This window comes from Streptomyces sp. PL-25 (assembly GCF_058344915.1).
In genome coordinates this window covers 4,688,931-4,704,856 of sequence record NZ_CP136997.1, presented here as the reverse complement: position 1 = coordinate 4,704,856, position 15,926 = coordinate 4,688,931, and the positions used below count along the sequence as shown (strand labels likewise).

Below are 15,926 nucleotides of genomic sequence, written 5' to 3'. Positions count from 1 at the left end.
GCCGCCCGTGCCATCCTGACGCGATGAACGGTCCCGAGATCCACGTCGAGTTCGCCCCCGGCCTGCACCTGTTCGTCCCCCGGGCCAGGCGCCGCGGCGCCACCCCGGTCGTCACCGACGGCGTCTCCACGCTCGGACATGTCGTGGAGTCCCTGGGCGTCCCGCTGACCGAGGTCGGCGCGCTGGTCGTGGACGGCCGCGAGGTGCCGGTCTCCCACGTCCCGGGGGCGGCCGAGACGGTACGGGTGGGGGCCGTCGACCGCCCCCAGCGGGTGCCCGGCGCCCCGCTGCGCTTCCTCCTCGACGTGCATCTGGGCACCCTCGCCCGCCGGCTGCGCCTGCTCGGCGTCGACACGGCGTACGAGTCGACGGACATCGGCGATCCGGCGCTCGCCGCCCGGTCCGCGGCCGAGAAGCGGGTGCTGCTCAGCCGCGACCGCGGTCTGCTGCGCCGCCGCGAGCTGTGGGCGGGCGCCTTCGTCTACAGCACCCGCCCCGACGACCAGCTCCACGACGTCCTGGACCGCTTCCGCCCCGCCCTGCGCCCCTGGACCCGCTGCACCGCCTGCAACGGCCTGCTGCGCGAGGCCACCAAGGACGAGGTCGCCGACCGGCTGGAACACGGCACCCAGCGCACCTACGACGTCTTCGCCCAGTGCCCCGACTGCGGACGCGCCTACTGGAAGGGCGCCCACCACGAGCAGTTGGAGGCGATCGTGGAGAGGGCTCTGGCCCTGCGCCCGCAGGACAGCTGAACCGGCCGGATCCCGACGGGCCGGGCCGAGGTCCCGCGCGCGCCGGTCGGCCGGCAGGCTCGGGCACCGGGGCACGCACGGGCCACCGGGCTCCGGCGGCCGGACGCGGCACACCGCCGCCGCCAAGCGCCCTCAGCGGCCGGCGCCCGGACGCCGACCGCCGCATCTCTCCCCCAAGGCCCCGAACGGCCCGCCCCGCGGGTTCTCGCCCGTCGGCGGCTGCCGTCGACCGTCGACGGCACCCGCTCCCGCCCTCCCGGGACACCGGGCACGACACGTGTCCCGCCCGGCCTCCCGGCCGCCGGACGGCGCGCGCACCGGACCGTCGTTCAGCCGTCGAGCGCGGCGCGCAGGCGCTCCGGGTCGGTGGTCGGGGCGTCGCAGGTGAAGTCGCGGCAGACGTAGGCGGTCGCCTCGCCGCCCACCAGCGGGCGGTCGGCGAGCAGCGGGAACTCCTCGGCGCCGGGTGTGCCGCAGGCGACGACGGCTCCGGGCGCGGTGGCCAGGAGAGCCGTGCGGTGCAGGGTGCGGGTCCTCTCGTCGGTGAGGGACGGTCCGACGACGGCGACCTCGCGCGGTCCGTCGAGCAGCGCCTCGGCGACGGCCAGCCCCCAGCCGATGAAGCGCGGCACCCGCGGGCCGAGCGCCGTGACCACGCCCAACGCCCGTTCGGCGGCGGTGCGGTGGGGTGCGGAGCCGGTGTGCGCGGCGTAGCCGAGCAGGGCGCCCGCCGCTGCGGTCCAGCCGGAGGGGGCGGCGTTGTCGGTGGGGTCCTGCGGGCGGCGGATCAGCTGTTCGGCGTCGGCGGCGGTGTCGTGGAGGGCGCCGGTGCCCGGGTCGGTGAACCGGCTCAGCACATGGTCGAGGAGCAGCCCGGCGAAGTCGAGCCAGACGCCCTCGCAGGTGACCGAGGCGAGCGCGAGGAAGCCCTCGGCGACATCGGCGTAGTCCTCCAGCACCCCGGCGTTCGCCCCGGCCCGTCCGTTCCTGCTGGTGCGCGTCAGGCCCGCGTGCTCGTCCATGTGCAGCCGTACGAGCAGGTCGGCGGCGCCTAGTGCGGCCTCGACCAGGTCGGGACGGTCGAAGTAGGCGCCGGTCTCGGCGAGGGCGGCGACGGCCAGGCCGTTCCAGGCGGCGACGACCTTGTCGTCCCGGCCGGGCGCGGGCCGCTCGGCGCGCGCCTGGAGCAGCCGGCGGCGGATGCCGTCGACCCGGGCCGCGTCGTGGACGCCCTCGCTCAGCGGGAGCTGGAGGACGGAGGCGCCCTCCTCGAAGGTGCCCTCCTCGGTGACGCCGAAGTACTGCGCGGCCAGTTCGGCGTCCTCGGCGCCGAGCACCTCGCGCAACTGCTCGGGCGTCCACACGTAGTAGGCGCCCTCGACGTGCCGCCCCGTGCCGTCGTCGCTGTCGGCGTCCAGCGCGGAGGCGAACCCGCCCTGCTCGGTACGGAGTTCGCGGACCATGAAGTCGGCGGTCTCCAGGGCGATCCGGCGGGCCTGCTCGGAGCCGGTGGCACGCCACAGATGGGCGTAGACGCGGCACAGCAGGGCGTTGTCGTACAGCATCTTCTCGAAGTGCGGCACCACCCAGTCGCGGTCCACCGAGTAGCGGGCGAAGCCGCCGCCGAGCTGGTCGTAGAGGCCGCCGCGGGCCATCCGCTCGCAGGTGTCCCGGGCCATCTGGAGCGCGCCCTCGGAGCCGGTGCGGGCGTGGTGGCGCAGCAGGAACTCGATCACCATGGACGGCGGGAACTTGGGCGCCCCGCCGAAGCCGCCGCGCTGCGGGTCGTACTCCCGGGTCAGCGCGAGCAGCGCCCGCCCCAGCTCCTCACCGCCCGGCGCCCCCGCACCACCGTGCTCGAACTCCCGCTGCGCCAGATCCCGCACGATCTTCCCGGCCACCTCGGTGACCTCGTCCCGCCGCGTCTCCCACGCCTGCCGCACCCCTTGCAGCACCTGCCGGAACGACGGCATCCCGTGCCGGGGCTCGGGCGGGAAGTACGTACCGAAGTAGAACGGCTCGGCCTCCGGCGTCAGAAACACCGTCATCGGCCACCCACCCTGCCCGGTGGCCGCCTGCACCGCCTCCATGTACACGGCATCGACGTCGGGCCGCTCCTCCCGGTCCACCTTGACACTGACGAAGTGCTCGTTGAGGTAGTCGGCGGTGTCCTGGTCCTCGAAGGACTCGTGAGCCATGACGTGGCACCAGTGACACGCCGAGTACCCGACACTGAGCAACACAGGCACACCCCGCCGCCGCGCCTCCTCGAACGCCTCCGGCGTCCAGGGCCACCAGTCGACGGGATTGTCCGCGTGCTGAAGCAGATAAGGCGAGGTCACGTCAGCCAGCCGGTTCATGCACTCCAGCCTCTCACGCCGCCCGGCCGTGACGGCTCAGCCCGCGATCCCTTCCTTGCGGCCCTTGCGGCCCTTGCGACCGGTGGGCTTCCGCTCCGGTACGGCGCCGGCGTCCCGCTGGGGGACGCAGGACGCTGAGGCGAGCGGCACGGGATCTGACGAGCATCCTCGAAGGAGGTGCGCCACGACCACCGAGATGGTCGCACCCGCGTGGATGCACGCGCGGAGCGCCGCGAAGCGGTACGACTCTGGTCCGAGGAGCGAGGAGCGAGGAGCGAGGAGCAGCGTGCCGGGTGCCGGGTGCCGGCGTCGAGGTCGTGGACGGGGTGGTCGTCGTCCGTCCAAGCGCGTCCGAGCGCCACCACCGGCCGACCCGGATCCTGGCCAACGCCCTGGGCACCGCCGCAGGCCCGGACTGGAACACCGACACCGACATTGACACCGACTTCGACGTCCGCCTGCGGGACGCTCCTCTCACCATCCGGCGCCCCGACGTGATCGTGTACCGAGCAGAGACCATCGATCTCACGCTCACTTGCCCGAGCACGAGTTGCTGGTGGCCGAGGTCGTGCCGCCGGTCTCGGAGACGACCGGTCCGAAGACGCTGCACAGCACCACGAGGAACGAGCCCGCGAGGAACATGGGGAGCCAGCACGCACGCCGGACACCTTCATATTGATCATCGTCTGGCCGATAGCGGCACAACCGCCCATGTCGACGACGAGCCCGGTGACGATGTTGGCGATGCCCCGACCGATGGACTCCCGGCCCTTGACGAAGCCAATGCCGGCGCTGCCGCCGAGGCGCTGCGCTCCCGCAACGGGTCAAGCACCCTGTTCGGCACCCGACCACGCAGAACGATCGGTCAACGTGCACTGACGGGACGAGCCGACCAGCCACTCCTATGCGCTGAAAGCGAGCGCCGTCTACAGTGCATGCCATGCCTGCCATCCACCTGCCACGGAGCACCACCCTCGGTAAAGTAACAGCAAAGCCCCTCTGACACTGCAGGTCAGGAAGTGTGTTCTCCGCGCGAGCGGAGGTGGTCCGTCCGTGAACGACCGACACGTACCGGGGTACCGGTGTTCTCCGCGCGAGCGGAGGTGGTCCGCGCGACCAGGCGGGACAGGCGTTCAACCGGCTGTGTTCTCCGCGCGAGCGGAGGTGGTCCGTCGCCGCGCCCCACACTGAGGATGACCTCCTGGTGTTCTCCGCGCGAGCGGAGGTGGTCCGATTCTGTGATGGTTGCGCGTTGAAATTGGGCAGTGTTCTCCGCGCGAGCGGAGGTGGTCCGTCAGCGGCGATGCGGGCGCGTACGCGGTCGGGGTGTTCTCCGCGCGAGCGGAGGTGGTCCGCAAAGCCCCGGTGAAAGACCCGGCGGCGTCAAGTGTTCTCCGCGCGAGCGGAGGTGGTCCGCCGGGGCCGGTCACATATGGCCGCTACTCGGCGTGTTCTCCGCGCGAGCGGAGGTGGTCCGCGAATCCAGACGGCCGTGGCCGCCGCCCTGGAGTGTTCTCCGCGCGAGCGGAGGTGGTCCGCTGCCCATGCCGTCCCCGCTCGCCAGCACGCCGTGTTCTCCGCGCGAGCGGAGGTGGTCCGAACACGATGTCGCCGGTCGTGAGTCCGGAGGCGTGTTCTCCGCGCGAGCGGAGGTGGTCCGTCGTGGGCGCCGGCCCACTACGGCGAGGAGCGTGTTCTCCGCGCGAGCGGAGGTGGTCCTGCCCGGCGGCGGCCCGGCCCTGCGGCACGGCCGTGTTCTCCGCGCGAGCGGAGGTGGTCCGGACCCCGCGCATGTCCTCGCCGAGGAGGCCCTGTGTTCTCCGCGCGAGCGGAGGTGGTCCGGCAGGACTCGCCAACTGGTACGCGCAGAAGTTGTGTTCTCCGCGCGAGCGGAGGTGGTCCGGCCCGCCCGTGACCGCCACCCTCGCCGCCGCGGTGTTCTCCGCGCGAGCGGAGGTGGTCCGTGCCAGAGGTGCGCGACCGCCGACTCATCAGAAGTGTTCTCCGCGCGAGCGGAGGTGGTCCGCCGATGGTGGCCGTGATCATCTGCACCGGCTTGTGTTCTCCGCGCGAGCGGAGGTGGTCCGCCGGTGTTCGGCTGGATCGGCGCTCAGGCCGTGTGTTCTCCGCGCGAGCGGAGGTGGTCCGCTCGGGCCCAGGGCCGACGACATCGCCGACACGTGTTCTCCGCGCGAGCGGAGGTGGTCCGGCCGAGGAGGCACTCGCCGAGGCGCGCAAGCAGTGTTCTCCGCGCGAGCGGAGGTGGTCCGTCCGGCCGCTCGGACTGCTCGTCCTTCGTGGGGTGTTCTCCGCGCGAGCGGAGGTGGTCCGCCGCGAGTATGACCGCGCCGCTCCCGCATGCGGTGTTCTCCGCGCGAGCGGAGGTGGTCCGCCAGTCGAGGAATTCACGCACCTCCGTGCTGTGTGTTCTCCGCGCGAGCGGAGGTGGTCCGTCCGGCCTTGGCGAGTCCGATGACCGGCCCGAGTGTTCTCCGCGCGAGCGGAGGTGGTCCGGAGTAGACGGCAGTAGATCGTCTGATCTACAGGTGTTCTCCGCGCGAGCGGAGGTGGTCCGTCGTTGGTCAGGCCCTCGGGGTTCACGTCCTTGTGTTCTCCGCGCGAGCGGAGGTGGTCCGTTGACCCAGGCTCCCGCGCTGGGGTACTCCGAGTGTTCTCCGCGCGAGCGGAGGTGGTCCGTTGACCCAGGCTCCCGCGCTGGGGTACTCCGAGTGTTCTCCGCGCGAGCGGAGGTGGTCCGCACTCGCCATTCCGCATCGAACCCGAGTTTGGGTGTTCTCCGCGCGAGCGGAGGTGGTCCGACGCCGTAGCCGTACGGGCCCGGCCGGTTGGCGTGTTCTCCGCGCGAGCGGAGGTGGTCCGTGCCGCCCGCGGTCCTGTGGCAGGAGTACGTCGTGTTCTCCGCGCGAGCGGAGGTGGTCCGACCTGGTGGGAGTGCAGGTACTCCAGGATCTCGTGTTCTCCGCGCGAGCGGAGGTGGTCCGGTCCGTGAGTCCGTCCGGTCTGGTACCTACCTCGATCCGAAGCAGGGCGAGAGCACCCTCGCCGCCTGGTGGACGGAGTGGTGGCCCGGCCACGAACCGGCCCGCCCAACCACCCGAAACCGCAAGCTGTCCCTGTGGACCGCGCACATCGAACCGAAGTGGGGCCGGCGCAAGCTCGCCTCAAGGCCGGCCGGGCGAACCCGGCCCTGCGGACCTTGTTGCGCATCGCGCGGGCCATCGGGGTCCCTCTGCACGAGCTGGTGGGGTAAGCGGCCCGCCCCCGACGTGGGTGGCAGGGGCGGGCCGCGGTCTCACTTGCCGGTCATGGCCGGTGGGGAATCACGAAGCCCCGCACGGGCTTTGGCTCTTGCGAGTCGCGGGAGTCCGGTTGCTGCGCGCGCTTCCACGCCGCGACCAGGTCCGCGTACCGTGGGTCAATCCACTCGGACGACATGGCCACCTCCTGAGTCCAGTTCAGGCTAGGGCCACTCGGGCTTGGGCATCGGCCGGATGGTGCACTCGGGGGCATGCTGGCACTTCGCTGCCACCGAGACGAGGGTCTCGTTGGACGGCGGTCCCCACAGCTCCGGGTCCGGTTCCCACCCGAACTCCGTGATCTTCTCGCGGGTGCGGTCGAGGATCGGGGGGTCGTAGTTCGTCGGGTCGTAGCCCGGGTAGTGGTGGACCAACTGGCCGCCGAGCGCGTCGCACAGCTCGGCGTACATCGCGGTGTGCAGGATCAGGGCATGCCAGCCCTCGTCCACGGTCCGAGACGGGGCCAGGCCCGTGCCGGGGTTCTTCGCGCAGGCCGCCACGAACTTCAGGGCCTTGTCGACGATGCGGCCGGCCATCTCCTCGGACATGTCCGGGTTGGCGTCCATGACGGTGCCGCGGCAGCTGGCGAACTGGGTGTCGGTGATGAGCATGCGGGGCAGCGCCGGTACGGTCTCGGGCGGGTCCATCGGCCCGGGAGGTATCGTCACAGTGATCTCGTCCACGCTTGATGCGGATGGGGATGGCGCCCCGCCCGTGCCGGGGTTCTTCGCGGGATTCACCGGCCGGACGGGAGTCTTCAGAGCTGCTGCCAGCGGCCATCTCGGGACAGGCGATAGAGGTCGCGGCCCGTCGGGCAGATGTCCGCGGCGACGCGGCAGGCGGTATTGCAGAGCGAGGCGTGAGCGAAGAGCGCGAGGTATGCCTTCTCTCTCGCGCAGGGGCGGCAGCCGCGGGGGAACCAGCGCGTGACCCCGCCGCCGCGGAGCTTGCGCGGGCCGAGGCCGACGGCCGTCCGCGGGGACAGCCCGACGCCGCGCCACACGCAGGTGATGCCGCGGGTCTGGTAGTTGGACAGCTCGGTGAGCGGCGGGAGCGGCGGGAGCGGCGGGATGCTGACGGCTGTTCTGGGGGGGGCGGGAGAGCGGTACCTTGCTGCACGTCACGTCGACTCCTTCGCAGTCGGCCGCGCCTCGGGAGGCTCGCCGCCTCGCCGGGGCTTTGTCGTGCCACTCGAAGCTAGGAGTGCGCCCCTCGTCACGGCCAGCGATGTGCATGCATGTGCACGCGTCTTATCAAGGGGCTTGACCAGCTACTGGCTCGGGACGGTGATGTACATCTCTGAACACCGAGAGCAGTGGAGGCGGCAGTGCACCTACAGTTCATCGGGATCGATCCGAACACGGGGGACGGCGAGAGCCCAACCGTGTGGGTCGATCAGGACGCGAAAGAACTCGTTCTCCAAGGGTGGAAGCCGAGCCCGGAGCTTCGTGCCCAGTGCGCGGCGTTCGAAGTGCCGGGCCACGCGGTGGGGATCCCGGACCACGAGGCAGTGATCCGTATTCCTGCCCGGATGGTGCCGATGATCAGGGAGGCGTGCAATGCCGTCGAACGTGCCGACGTGGGCTGATCTCCTCGGCTCGGCCACACGGACCGCCGTCCATCTGGAGATGCGCGACTCCTACGCCGTCGACTATGAGAAGGGCCCGTTCGCCGACTGGCGAGCCGGATTCCGCCACGACCCGGCGGACCGCGCCTCTTGGTGGCGGCCGTGGCTCGACCTCATCCAGGAGACCGTGGGCCGGGGCGTCGTCGTGCGCCGGGCCCGGATCGTGTCCGAGCCGGTCAGTGAGTACACCCGCTTCCTGTACGACGGCACCTTCACCAACATCGCTGCGGGCGAACAGGTGCGTTGGCTTCCCCGCCGCTACGCCTCCGGCATCCCGTTGCCGGGCAACGACTTCTGGCTGATCGACGGCCGCCTCATCCGCTGGAACCACTTCACTGGCGAGGGCGCCTCGGCAGGAGGGGAGATCAGTGAGGACCCGGCCGCCGTGAAGTTGTGCGCCGACGCCTTCGAAGGGGTGTGGACGCGCGCCATCCCGCACCACCAGTACACGATCAGCCAGTAAGGCCAGGCCGGCTCATGCCCATGTCCTCGTCCCCATCCTCGTCGGCGCAGGCCGCCCGCGAAGCCGTCGCGCAGCGCCTGAAGGAGCTTCGCGCTGACGCCGGGATCACAGGGGCTGAGCTGGCCTCTCGCTGCGGCTGGTCCCACCCCAAGACATACCGGATCGAGGGCGCCCGCACCCCGCCCTCGGCCGACGACATCCGCCGCTGGTGTGAAGCGTGCGGCGCCGGAGAACAAGCCGACGACATCATCGCTCGATCCCGCACGGCCGAGTCGATGTACACCGAGTGGCGGCGGAAGTCTCGCACCGGGCTGAAGCACCTGCAGAACAGCTACGTCCCGCTGTTCAAGGCGACCAAGCTGTTCCGGATCTATTCGCCCACCATGGTTCCTGGATTGTTCCAGACCGAGGGCTACGCGCGCGGGCTCATGTCCACGATCACCCGCTTCTGCCACATCCCTGACGACGTCGCCGACGCAGTCGCCGCCCGCCTGGAACGGTCACGGATCATCCACGAACCCGGCCACCGGTTCTCCATGGTCATCGAAGAACCGGTGCTGCGCTACCAACTCGGCAACCAGGACGCGATGGCCGCTCAGCTCGGGTATCTGCTCACCGCGGGCGCCCTGCCGCAGGTATCGCTGGGCATCATCCCGAGCTCAACTCCTACACGTTCCATGTGGCCCCAGGAACTGTTCCACATGTACGACGACACGCTCGTCTCCGTCGAGCTGCTCGCCGCCCGAGTCCAGATCACTCAGCCCTCGGAGATCGCCCTGTACGCCAAGGCGTTCGAGGAACTGCGCGGCCTGGCCGTGTACGGAGCGGCGGCGCGGGGCCTGATCGTGAAGGCCATCGAAGCCCTGCACTGACTTCCCAGGAACGACGAAGCGCCCCCGCCCTCCCGAAGGAGAGAAGGGCGGCGGGGCACAACTGCCAGGGCGTCAGGTCCAAGTCGAGGCGCTCGGTGATCGCCATGAAGTCGCTACGCCGGTTGGTAGCCCGGCTCTGGGTGTGCTCTCCGCACGAGCGGAGGTGGTCCGTGGAACGCGAGGACGTAGGAGCCGCGGAAACCGACCCGTGGTCTCCGCGCGAGCGGAGGTGGTCCGGCGTCGTCGCTGCGTGCTGCGGCGCCGGGCAGATCATCACCCCGACCGGCGACAACCACGGTCTCGTCCTGCTGCTGACGGTGACGCCGCTGCACGACTGGGGGCGGGTGTGGATCGGCGCGGGCGTCACCTCCCTGGCCTGCGCAGCCGCCCCGGGAACGGCAGTGACCGGTGCAGGTAACGGTCGTTGGACGCGTTGTCACCCGAGTGGTGCTACCCAGGAGGTCTTGCACGTCATGGCCGCTATCTGCCCCAACTGCCACAAGCCAGAAGTCGTCACGTACATCGTCAACGACGAGGGCATCCACCCGTCACCGTGCCTGGAGTGCAGGGCCAGCACCATCACCTCTGGTCCGTACGCGTCCCTGACCGGGGCGACGTCCTGCGGCACCGGCGGGTGCGCCGGATCTGTACGTGATGAGTACTCGTACGACCAGCAGGGGCGTCTGCGCTCCTTGGTCAGGACGCAGTGCCCGCGCTGCGGGACGCTCAAGACGAATGCGAGTAGCGATGCCACAGGTCCGAGAGAACATTTCATGCCCGACCCCCGGATGCGGCGGGTCCCGAGCCACCATCTGGGAGACTGACGAGAACGGCAACAAGCTGTATGTGAGCGCCAACGAGCCGTGCGGCTCGTGCGGCCAATGACCTGCACCTACTGCGACCGGCCGCCCCGGCCCGGCCAGCTGTACGGCACGCTCCACTCCGAGATCGGGTCCGGTACGGCCGGCCCCGCCGACCGGAACATCGGAGCGTGCCAGCCGGCCGCACCGGAGCAGACCGCCCCGGAGCCGACGCCATGGCGGCAGCGGCAACAGCGCCGCACTCAGACCCCGCGCCCCGCTGCGCCGCCGACCGCGCCGACGCGGGAGGGCGGTCGTCCCCGTCACGTGGTCCGCCGTCGATAGTCAGTGACTAACTCATGCCCCCGTGGTCTCCCCGCGAGCGGAGGTGGTCCGGACAGACCCTGGCCGAGCGCGCCGGTGCTCATGTGTTCTCGGCGCGAGCGGAGGAAAGCCCAGGCGGGCAGGTTCGTTGAGGACGACGGTCCAAACGGGGCCCGCTCCGGCGTACGAACCCGGCACCGCCCCCGCGGACGAGGTCGACAGCGACGCTGAACACGCATGAGAGCCGAGCCCGGCGTACAGCGATCGGTATCCCACTGCGGCGAAGCCTTCAGTTGCTCCCTGCCTGGCCTCTTCCATCTCCTCGCCTCCTCTCTCCCCACGCAGCCGGGAGGGAGAGCCGCATGGTGGTGCCCCGAGCGGGCACGAACGCCCCGCGTCACCTTGCGCGCAAGATCGCCAACCGCTCCCGCCCGCACGGAGACCACTTCCTCACCTGCGGATACGCAGCTCCTCCGCCGTATCGTCGGGCAGTCCGGCGTCGCGCACCGGACCCTGTTGTCAGTGGCTCGTGGTGGAGTGGAGGAGTGGACGTCTGCGACAGGGCGGGAGGGCCGTGGTGGTTGACAGCCGGTTGTGGGGCAAGGCCAAGGGCCTTGAGCGGCCCTACCCGTTGATGGGGCATCTGGTGGATACGGCCCTGATTGCCGGGGTGCTGTGGGACGAGGTGCTGGAGGCGGGACAGCGCGAGCGGATCGCGGCGGCGCTGGGTCTGGGGAGGAGAGATACCCGGCAGGTGGTGATGCTCTGGGCCGGTCTCCATGACATCGGAAAGATCATGCCTGTCTTCCAGGACGCAGCGCGTGACGAGCACCCGGGACACTGCGGGTTTCTGGACGAGCTGCGCTACGCGCACGACCGGGGCAGGGACGGTCAGGTCGGTCGGGTCGGCCACGAACACGCCACGGCCAAGGCGATTCCGGGCCTGCTCGGCGCACTCGGCTATCCCCAGGACGGCATGGCCGAGTACCAGCTGCGTTGCCAGGTGGGGCAGATCCTCGGCGGGCACCACGGACGCTACCCCCTCGGGATCGAGGAGGACGAGCTAGAGGTGGCCGAAGGCGGCATGGTGGAGCTGGGCAGTGGCGCCTGGGCGCGAGAAAGGCACGAACACGTCGCGCTGCTGCGGGATCTGCTGGGGGAGCCGCCTGTCCCCCAGGTCGAGGCGGTTCCGGTGGCGAGTGCCGTGGTGATCGCGGGGCTCGTGATCGTCGCCGACTGGCTGGCCAGCCAGGAGCACGTGGTGGAGGAGCGGCTGGCCGCTTGGTTCAACCGTCCGGAGCCGGGCACGCCCGGAGCCGTACGGGCCCTTGCCACCGAGATGAGCGCGCTCGCGCCCGGGATCGTCGCGGACGCCGGGCTGGGCCGCGCCGTCTTCCGGACCCATGACTTCGCTGAGCAGTTCCCGGAGATCACGGATCCGCATCCATTGCAGCGCAGTGTCGAGCAGGGTCTGCGGGACAAGGTCTCAGGGCCGGGGATCCTGCTGGTGACGGCACCCACGGGGGAAGGGAAGACCGAGGTCGCGCTGCACGCCGCGACGGTGATGGGGGACGCGGTCGGGGGCAGCGGCGTGTTCTTCGCCCTGCCGACCCAGGCCACGGCGAACCAGATGTACGAGCGTGTACGAGATTTCGCGCTGCGGAATCTCACGGACAGCGCACAGGTCACGCTCACTCACAGGGACGCGGACTTCCACGAGCGCTATCAACCGGCCGACGGGAGCAGCGGGACGAAGGGATCGGACGCCCCGGAGTCGCGTGTCCTGTCGCACGACGCCGACCACTCGGCCGCCTCCGGAGGTGACGGCGTATCGGTGGAGGCGAGCCGCTGGCTGCGGCAGCGGTGGCGTGGCCTGCTTGCGCCGATCTCCGTCGGCACGATCGATCAGGCCCTCATGGGCGTACTTCCCTTGCGGTACAACGCGCTGCGTCACGTGGGGCTGGCCGGCAAGACGGTCGTGGTCGACGAGGCGCACTCCTACGACGCGTTCACCCACGCGTTGCTGCTGCGCCTGCTGAACTGGCTCGGTGCGATGGGCGTGCCGGTCGTCCTGCTGTCCGCGACCCTGACCGGTGAGACGGCGCGTGGTCTCGTCCGCGCGTATCTGACGGGCGCCGGCGTCGGCAGTCCGGCCGGGCTGCCGACGCCGGGTTACCCGGGATGGCTCTACGCGGACGGGCGTACCGGCGCGGTCGTCACGCCGTCGACGCCGGTCGGCACAGTGCGCTCCCGCGCGCTCGACATCACCGTCCGGCGGGTCACACACACCTATGACCCGTCCGTTTCCGACGGCCGACTGAGCGTGATGTTCGAGGAGTTGGAGCAGGGCGCCCGAGCAGGCGGATGTGCCGCCGTCATCTGTACGACGGTCGGCGAGGCCCAGGACACGTACGCAGCCCTGCGCGCACACCTCACAGGAATTCACGGTCCGGGGTACACCGGCTGGGACGACCGGGCGAGCGGTACGGGCGAAACGCCGGGCGAGGGCACACTGCTGCGCCTGCTGCACTCCCGCTTCCCGGCCTACCGCCGTGCGGAGCTGACCGCCGAGGCGGAATCCTGGTTCGGCCGCGGCGACAAGAAGGAGACCCGGAGGCCACCGCTCCCGCGCGGCGCGATCCTCGTCGCCACACAGGTGATCGAACAGTCACTCGATCTCGACTTCGACCTCGTCCTCTCCGATCTGGCGCCCATGGCCCAACTGCTCCAGCGCGCAGGCCGCGTCTGGCGGCACGCCGCGACCCCGCGACCCGCGTGGACCGCCGGCCCCCGCCTCGTCGTCCTGGCTCCTCCGGCGCAGGGGACGGCGAAGGCACCGAGGAGCTGGGGCGATGTCTACTCGGAATCCCTCTTGCAGCGCACCGAGGAGCTGCTGACCGCGCGGCAGGGGGCGACGGTCGCGATTCCCGGAGATGTCCAAGCTCTCGTGGACGGCGTCTACGCCGAGGAGTTCCGTTCACAAGACCCGGACGAACTCTTCAGGCGTGACATCGACCGGCTGGGCGACGACATGGCGCGCCAGGGGCTCGCGCACCTGGTCATGGTCCCTCCGCCCGCTGTGGCCGACCTGCACGGCCTGACCAACAGCGAGGCGGACGCCGACCTCATCGCCACGCGCCTCGGTGCGGAAACCGTTCAACTCCTGCCGGTCTACCAGGACGCGGACGGTGACCGCTGGCTGGACGAAACCTGCACGATTCCACTGCCCCCACGCGGCAGCAGCCGAGACGGCCGCTTCACCCGTGCCGAGGTCCGCACCCTCCTCCACCTCGTCGTGCCCTACCGCCACGGTGCATGGCGCGCGGCATGCACAGCCGAACACCGTCCCCCGGCAGCCTGGCGGAAGGAACCACGGCTGGCCCGCCTCGTACTCCTCCCCCACCGCGTGACACCCCAGGGCGTCCGCGGATCCAGCTTCGGGGACCTCAACCTCAGGGTGGACCACGCCCTCGGTCTCCGGGCAGAGAAAGGGTGACGGGATCCTCAGTTTTCTGCACGCCACGTAGCGTCTTCACGTACTCTGCTGATGGCTGGTCAGGAGACCCGGCTCCTGACCAGCCGCCCCCGCTTGCCGGGGACCACCCCCGCCTGCGCGGGGAGAAGGCCGACTCCTCGACGGAACGCCACGGAGCGTCGGTCCACCTCCGCCTTCGCGGAGCGCCTTCACCGTACGTCACACCAAGTGTTTCGGCTCCCGTCACCTCTCTCCGAGGAGGCCACGTCACCTTGTCCGATCCGCCCGACCCCCGTTTCGACATCTGTACCCGCCCCTGGATTCCCGTTCGCGCCGATGACCGCATCAGCGTGGTGGGCCTGCGTGAACTGCTCCTCCGTTCACATGACTTCACCGCACTGGCTCTGCCCCTACCTCCGGCGGCCGCCGGGCTGATGCGGATGCTCTACGCCCTCGCGGCCCGGATCGCCGGGCTCGACACCTGTGACGACGCGAAGGCGTGGAACAAGAAGCGCTACGCCCTGTTGTCCCGTCCGGTCGGATTCCCCGCCGAGGCGGTCGACAGCTACCTCGACTCCCACCGCTCACGTCTGTTTCTCTTCGATCCGCAACGCCCGTTTCTGCAAGATCCACGCCTGGCGGGACAGTCGCCGTCGCGTTCGGGCGTGAACAAGCTGGTCATGGCGCGGCCTTCCGGGAACAACCCCGTCTTCCTCGGCCATTTCACGGACGACGCCCCTGTCCCGCTGCCGCCGGAGGAGGCGCTGCACCACCTGATCGCACAGCTGTACTACGGTCCGTCCGGCCAGTGCACGCCTCGTACGGTCGACGGTAAGCGGTACGGCAATGTCATGGGCGGCCCGCTGCGGCGAACGATCTCGTTCCACCCGCAGGGCCGAACGCTCTACGAGTCGTTGTTGCTGGGCATCCCGAAACCCGCGCACTGGCCCCAGGCCGAGAGCGGAGCCGGTACAGACGGCTGTCCGTGGGAGCGGGATGAACTCCTCGACCCACTCGCCCCTCCGCGACCCGCGGCCGGACCGCTGTCCATGCTGACGGAACGGCACCAGCACGCGATCCTGTTGACCCCGAACGAGCAGGGCACAGCGGTCACCGATGCCACCATCACCTGGGCACTGCGCGAGAAGCGCCCGGACACAGGGAAAGAGCCGTACCTGATCTGGGACGAGACCAAGGACGGCACCGTCCGTCCCCGGGACGCGAGCGCGGAACGCGCGCTCTGGCGCGACCTCGACGCGCTCATCCTCCTGCACCGTACCGAGCCGCCCGGCCGCAGGCCACCGGTGATCGACGGGCTCACCGGCAGTCTGCCGGCCGCGGTCCGCAGGGCACTGCACATCACCGCCTACGGCTTCGACCAGGACGGGCAGACCCGCGACCGCAGCTACTTCTCCGCCACCACCCCTCCCGTCCTCCACAAACTCCTCTCGCCACCACCCCCGCCCCGGGACGCCGTCGATCCGGCGAACGGGGCCTCCGGTCCGGTGAACGACGTCACTGCCCTGGCGAACGAGGTCAAGGACGCGCGCGTCGCGGCCGAGAAGGCCGCTTCCCGGCTGCGCTACGCGCTGCACGTGGCCTGGCGGGCCTACACCAGCCCCTTCACGGCCGACCGGGCAGGCGGCGGCAGGGCCCCGGAGAAGGGGGAGGGCCCCTGGCCCGGCGAGGCACTCGCCCGCTACTGGCCCGCAGCCGAGCAGCACTTCTGGGGGGCGCTGCACACCGACACCTTCCTCCACCCTCAGCAGGAGTTCGGCCGCCTGGCTCTCGACGCGTACGACCAGGTGACGCGGACAGTCGCTGCCAGCCCACGTGGTGCCAAGGCCCGCGAGGAGGCCCGGGGGCTCGTGCGCAGCCTGCTCAAGCCGCCCCCGCCCCCGCCCGCGACCCCTTCGGCATGACCCATCCGCCC

8 protein-coding genes, 2 pseudogenes and 1 CRISPR repeat array are annotated in these 15,926 nt (G+C 70.8%); of the genes and pseudogenes, 7 read left to right on the top strand and 3 right to left on the bottom strand.

Features of this window, described 5'->3' with window-relative positions:
• Positions 1-23: 23 nt before the first annotated feature.
• On the top strand, positions 24-755 hold the full coding sequence (locus tag R4Z62_RS21350; RefSeq protein ID WP_064534947.1) for a Mut7-C RNAse domain-containing protein: 732 nt from the start codon (positions 24-26) through the stop codon (positions 753-755).
• A gap of 329 nt (positions 756-1,084) precedes the next feature.
• On the opposite strand, the gene R4Z62_RS21345 is transcribed toward R4Z62_RS21350, so the two are convergent.
• Entirely contained in the window at positions 1,085-3,115 is a 2,031-nt protein-coding gene (locus R4Z62_RS21345; protein WP_491520633.1) for a thioredoxin domain-containing protein, read from the bottom strand.
• A gap of 196 nt (positions 3,116-3,311) precedes the next feature.
• On the opposite strand from R4Z62_RS21345, the pseudogene R4Z62_RS21340 reads away from it, so the two are divergent.
• Positions 3,312-3,707, top strand: a pseudogene (locus R4Z62_RS21340) (hypothetical protein); the annotation flags it as partial.
• On the opposite strand, the pseudogene R4Z62_RS21335 reads toward R4Z62_RS21340, so the two are convergent.
• Together R4Z62_RS21335 and R4Z62_RS21330 are read right to left on the bottom strand one after the other, a co-directional pair.
• A pseudogene (locus R4Z62_RS21335) lies at positions 3,695-3,888 on the bottom strand (SulP family inorganic anion transporter); the annotation flags it as partial. The pseudogenes R4Z62_RS21340 and R4Z62_RS21335 overlap by 13 nt on opposite strands.
• A gap of 248 nt (positions 3,889-4,136) precedes the next feature.
• Positions 4,137-6,117: a CRISPR direct-repeat array (repeat unit 29 nt; unit sequence GTGTTCTCCGCGCGAGCGGAGGTGGTCCG).
• Between the two features lie 479 nt (positions 6,118-6,596).
• Positions 6,597-7,079, bottom strand: a complete 483-nt coding sequence (locus R4Z62_RS21330) for a glycine-rich domain-containing protein (RefSeq protein WP_491521907.1) — start codon at positions 7,077-7,079, stop codon at positions 6,597-6,599.
• A 680-nt stretch (positions 7,080-7,759) separates the two neighbouring features.
• Between R4Z62_RS21330 and R4Z62_RS21325 the strand changes: the two genes are divergently transcribed.
• The 5 genes from R4Z62_RS21325 (at position 7,760) to casA (ending at position 15,915) form a co-directional block, all read left to right on the top strand.
• Entirely contained in the window at positions 7,760-8,020 is a 261-nt protein-coding gene (locus R4Z62_RS21325) for a hypothetical protein (RefSeq protein WP_491520632.1), read from the top strand.
• Complete coding sequence (locus R4Z62_RS21320) at positions 7,992-8,522, top strand: DUF6879 family protein (protein WP_469500429.1); 531 nt, start codon at positions 7,992-7,994, stop codon at positions 8,520-8,522. The genes R4Z62_RS21325 and R4Z62_RS21320 overlap by 29 nt, the downstream gene beginning before the upstream one ends.
• A 20-nt stretch (positions 8,523-8,542) precedes the next feature.
• Positions 8,543-9,394, top strand: coding sequence for a helix-turn-helix domain-containing protein (locus R4Z62_RS21315; protein WP_491520631.1), 852 nt, complete (start codon positions 8,543-8,545; stop codon positions 9,392-9,394).
• Positions 9,395-11,092: 1,698 nt separating this feature from the next.
• The gene (cas3, locus tag R4Z62_RS21310) at positions 11,093-14,014 is read left to right on the top strand and encodes a CRISPR-associated helicase Cas3' (RefSeq protein ID WP_491520630.1); all 2,922 of its coding nucleotides are present in this window, start codon (positions 11,093-11,095) and stop codon (positions 14,012-14,014) included.
• The gene (gene casA / locus R4Z62_RS21305; RefSeq protein ID WP_491520629.1) at positions 14,011-15,915 is read left to right on the top strand and encodes a type I-E CRISPR-associated protein Cse1/CasA; all 1,905 of its coding nucleotides are present in this window, start codon (positions 14,011-14,013) and stop codon (positions 15,913-15,915) included. The genes cas3 and casA overlap by 4 nt, the downstream gene beginning before the upstream one ends.
• The last annotated feature ends 11 nt before the right edge of the window (positions 15,916-15,926 follow it).

Bases quoted from the DNA above. Each gene is read 5' to 3' on its own strand.
- R4Z62_RS21350 (WP_064534947.1), top strand. From the start codon at position 24: ATGAACGGTCCCGAGATCCACGTCGAGTTCGCCCCCGGCCTGCACCTG.
- R4Z62_RS21345 (WP_491520633.1), bottom strand. From the start codon at position 3,115: ATGAACCGGCTGGCTGACGTGACCTCGCCTTATCTGCTTCAGCACGCG.
- R4Z62_RS21330 (WP_491521907.1), bottom strand. From the start codon at position 7,079: ATGGACCCGCCCGAGACCGTACCGGCGCTGCCCCGCATGCTCATCACC.
- R4Z62_RS21320 (WP_469500429.1), top strand. From the start codon at position 7,992: ATGCCGTCGAACGTGCCGACGTGGGCTGATCTCCTCGGCTCGGCCACA.
- R4Z62_RS21315 (WP_491520631.1), top strand. From the start codon at position 8,543: ATGTCCTCGTCCCCATCCTCGTCGGCGCAGGCCGCCCGCGAAGCCGTC.